This window comes from Pseudomonas sp., assembly GCF_049645325.1.
GTDB lineage: Bacteria > Pseudomonadota > Gammaproteobacteria > Pseudomonadales > Pseudomonadaceae > Aquipseudomonas.
This window is the reverse complement of record NZ_JBARTQ010000243.1, coordinates 1-3,886: the sequence shown is the minus strand read 5'-3', so window position 1 is coordinate 3,886 and position 3,886 is coordinate 1. Positions and strand designations below refer to the sequence as shown.

The window sequence follows — 3,886 nt, the reverse complement described above, 5'->3', positions numbered from 1 at the left end:
CGCGAATACGGTGGGTCAGCCACAGATGCGTTGACTGACAGTCCGCTTTCGCGAGCAAGCCCGCTCCCACCTTTGATCCAGGGTGTTCTGACGTTACTTGGACACCGGCATCGCAAACTCCGCGCCTTGCTCGATGCTCTCCGACCAGCGCTGCATGATCGACTTCTGCTTGGTGTAGAAACGTACACCCTCAGTGCCATACGCATGCATGTCGCCAAACAGGCTCTTCTTCCAGCCCCCGAAACCGTGCCAGGCCATCGGCACCGGAATCGGCACGTTGATGCCGACCATGCCCACTTCGATGCGCCGCGCGAACTCGCGGGCGATGTTGCCGTCGCGGGTGAAGCAACTGACGCCGTTACCGAACTCGTGGTCGTTGACCAGTTTGATCGCCGCGCCAAAGTCATTCACGCGCACACAGGCCAGCACCGGGCCGAAGATTTCTTCGCGGTAGATACTCATCTCTTGGGTCACGTGGTCGAACAGCGTGGCGCCGAGCCAGAAGCCGTTTTCCAGGCCAGCTTCGGTGGGCACGTAATCACGCCCGTCGAGCAGCAATTGCGCGCCGGCTTGTACGCCTTGTTCGATGTAGCCGCTGATGCGTTCCAGCGCCGCGCGCGACACAATCGGGCCCATCTCGGCTTTCAAGTCGCGCCCGTCGGTGATGCGCAGTTGCTTGGCGCGTTCGGTCAGCGAGGCGATGACTTTGTCACCCACATCACCCACCAACACGGCCACCGAGATCGCCATGCAGCGCTCGCCGGCACTGCCGTAGGCGGCGCCCATCAGCGCGTCGACGGTTTTTTCGATGTCGGCGTCGGGCATCACCACCATGTGGTTTTTCGCACCGCCCAGGCCTTGCACGCGCTTACCGTTACGCGCGCCGGTTTCGTAGATGTATTGCGCAATCGGCGTCGAGCCGACAAAGCTCAGCGCCTTGACGTCCGGGTGTTCTATCAGCGCGTCCACGGCTTCCTTGTCGCCCTGCACCACGTTGAACACGCCTTTGGGCAAGCCTGCTTCGTGCAGCAACTCAGCCATGAACAATGAGGCGCTCGGGTCAGTCGGGCTTGGCTTGAGGATGAAGGTGTTGCCCGCTGCGATGGCGATCGGGTACATCCACATTGGCACCATCACCGGGAAGTTGAACGGCGTCACGCCGGCTACGACGCCGAGGGGCTGGCGCATCGTCCAGTTGTCCATGCCACGCGAAACCTGGTCGGAGTGTTCGCCCTTGAGCAGGTTGGGAATGCCGCAGGCGAACTCCAGGATGTCGATGCCACGGTCGACCTCGCCCTGGGCGTCGGTGAACACCTTGCCGTGTTCGGCGACGATGATGCGCGCCAGGTCGTCCTTGCGCTCTCGCAGCAGGTGCAGGTATTCAAACAGCACGCGGGCGCGGCGGATCGGCGGCGTGTCGGCCCAGCCGGCAAACGCGGCCTGGGCGGCAGCAACGGCTTCGGAAACGGTCTGGCGGCTGGCCAGCGCAACCCGCGCGGTGATTTCACCGGTGGCCGGGTTGTAGACGTCCTGATAGCGATCATCGCGGCTCACGCGCTGGTCGTTGATGTAGTGCTCGATCGTGGTGGTCATGGCAGATGATCCCAGGTGGTTAAGCGATGAGGCACACGATAGGCTTTCGATTTGTTCCAAACCAGAGCAGAATCCAGAACTGATTGTCTTCATATGCGAACAATAAGCCCATGGAAAAATCCGAGATCGAAGGCCTGTGGACCCATATCCACTGGTTGTCAGTGCTGGAAGAACAAGGCACCTACACCGCCGCCGCTGCGCGCTTGGGCGTGAGCAAATCGGCAGTCAGCCAGCGTATTTCCGACCTGGAAAAAGCCACCGGCACGCGCCTGGTCACCCGCACCACGCGCAGTGTGCGGCTGACCGATGCCGGGCTGTCGTTGACGCGCGACGTGCGCAGCGCCTATGAACACATCGCGCGCAGTTTCTCATCGGTGCGCGACTCGGCCGGGGAAATTCGCGGCCTGGTGCGCCTCACCGCGCCGGTGGCGTTCGCCCGGCAACAATTGGTGCCGCATCTGTCGGAATTCCTGCAGCACTACCCGCAAGTGCGCATCCAGTTGGACGTGTCCGATGCACTGAGTTCGCTGGCAGCCGAAGGGTATGACCTGGCGGTGCGCCACGGTTTCCAGGTGCCGGAAACCCATGTGGCGTGGAAACTGTGTGACACCGGCTCGGTGCTGGTCGCCACCCAGGACTACCTGCAACGCCACGGCGAACCGCGCGAGCCCGCTGACCTCACGGCGCATAATTGCCTGTTTTACCCGCGCGGCACCGACCAGCCCGCCTGGACGTTTGAGCGCGGCGGCAAAAAGGTCGAACGCCTCACCGTGCCCATCGCCGGCAGTTTCGCCACCAACAACAGCGAAGCCCTGCGCGACTCGGCGCTCAACCATTTGGGCATCGCCCTGCTCCCGGACTTCAGCGCCCACGCCGCACTGGCCAGCGGCAAGCTGGTGCAAGTGCTCAAGGACTGGACGCTTAAAGGGGCGTTTGCTGATGAAATTTACTTGATCCGGCCCTACTCGCCGCATGTGCCGAAGTCGGTGAGTGCGCTGGTGGCGTATTTGAAAGAAAAGCTATCGGGCGGTTTCAGCTATGTTCCACCGCCTCAGGTGCAGCGACCTTAGTACGGCATGGTCATCAAGTTTTGCGGTTGAATGCCATAACCTTGAAGAAACGTGGTAATCGCTGAAACTTGCCCACTGGTCAGGGCCGGCATTAATGACACGACGTTCACCACTTGAACGTCCCCTACAAAACAGTGCCACTCGACAAAGGCGGTAGCATCTGCCCAAACGGTTCGCGATGGAATGTTCGCACCGCCAAAACCAAAAGGGGCGGCGCCTAGGCTTGGAAAAACAATTTTCACAATCAAATCAGTGGCCGCCAGGTTGAGTGGAATGGCCTGTATCTGATACCACTTGCCTGTCGGCACAGGACCATAAACATCAACAATGCCCACTGCTAATGAAAGTACCGACAACAGGTTAGGAAACGTGACCCGAGGCCTAGTTAATACAATCTCGGACGCGTCCGTTGCCGGTGCACCGCCGTTAACTTTCTGATAAATCCAGCGGTAATACGCTTTATTACCGAAGGGTAAGTAAACCCTGAAGAATTGAGGCAACCCTTTTAAGGTGTTAACCATCTGAGTTGGAAACGCAATGGGCGGAGGATAAGTGCATGGCCCATCGCTGATGGAAGGGTCATTCCATGTCAAAGAATCGGCAGAAGCCCAGGAGGTAATGAGCGCGCAGGCAATGGCGGCAAACAATGCACGAAGTTTCATCCTTGTCCCTTTTAAGAGTCAGCATCCTGAAGAGTTTCCAGATTAACGGACTGCTTGGTCAGCGTGACCTGTCAACAATCACAGTCCCTTATATTAATTTGCGATCGAGCCCAATCGCCATTTGAGCTAACGGCAGGTGCTCGCGCCGACAGTACCCCTTTGACAGGTCGCGCTTAAAGCGGAATCATTCTCGACAACTTCCACTCACTAATTACTTATAGCCAGCCGCAATAATCCACCGGGCAGACTTTGCAACGCCGCTATTAAACGGTTACGTGCAAAGGGCCCTGCCAACGGCTTCTTGACACGCCACAAAAAGCCATACAACTAATTGGAAATACTCGCTAAGTTTAGATGTTCGCCCCCTCTCCCACCCACTGTTTAAATCTCCTTTAACTGCTGAACTTGCAAAACAACAACAACCGTCTACGTTCATGAATACCTTCACCGCCGTTACTCAATGCCCGTACGACCCGCCTTCCCGGCAGGGGGCTCTGTTGCTCTGAAATAGCGTTGACGACTGACACGGAACTTAAGTCTTAACACTCAAAAGGGATGCTT

Annotated in this window: 3 protein-coding genes; 1 reads left to right on the top strand and 2 read right to left on the bottom strand. The window is 58.3% G+C overall.

Annotation, left to right across the window (positions count from 1 at the left end):
- Nucleotides 1–93: 93 nt before the first annotated feature.
- Nucleotides 94–1,593 (bottom strand): CoA-acylating methylmalonate-semialdehyde dehydrogenase, encoded by a 1,500-nt coding sequence (locus WBB95_RS10490; protein WP_424487523.1) that lies wholly within the window; start codon nucleotides 1,591–1,593, stop codon nucleotides 94–96.
- 110 nt (nucleotides 1,594–1,703) lie between these two features.
- Here WBB95_RS10490 and WBB95_RS10485 point away from each other — a divergent pair, with 110 nt between their 5' ends.
- On the top strand, nucleotides 1,704–2,663 hold the full coding sequence (locus WBB95_RS10485) for a LysR family transcriptional regulator (protein WP_424487522.1): 960 nt from the start codon (nucleotides 1,704–1,706) through the stop codon (nucleotides 2,661–2,663).
- Here WBB95_RS10485 and WBB95_RS10480 read toward each other — a convergent pair.
- Nucleotides 2,660–3,325, bottom strand: coding sequence for a hypothetical protein (locus WBB95_RS10480; RefSeq protein WP_424487521.1), 666 nt, complete (start codon nucleotides 3,323–3,325; stop codon nucleotides 2,660–2,662). The two genes, WBB95_RS10485 and WBB95_RS10480, sit on opposite strands and share 4 nt — an antisense overlap.
- Nucleotides 3,326–3,886: the final 561 nt, after the last annotated feature.

Bases quoted from the DNA above. Each gene is read 5' to 3' on its own strand.
- WBB95_RS10490 (WP_424487523.1), bottom strand. From the start codon at position 1,593: ATGACCACCACGATCGAGCACTACATCAACGACCAGCGCGTGAGCCGC.
- WBB95_RS10485 (WP_424487522.1), top strand. From the start codon at position 1,704: ATGGAAAAATCCGAGATCGAAGGCCTGTGGACCCATATCCACTGGTTG.
- WBB95_RS10480 (WP_424487521.1), bottom strand. From the start codon at position 3,325: ATGAAACTTCGTGCATTGTTTGCCGCCATTGCCTGCGCGCTCATTACC.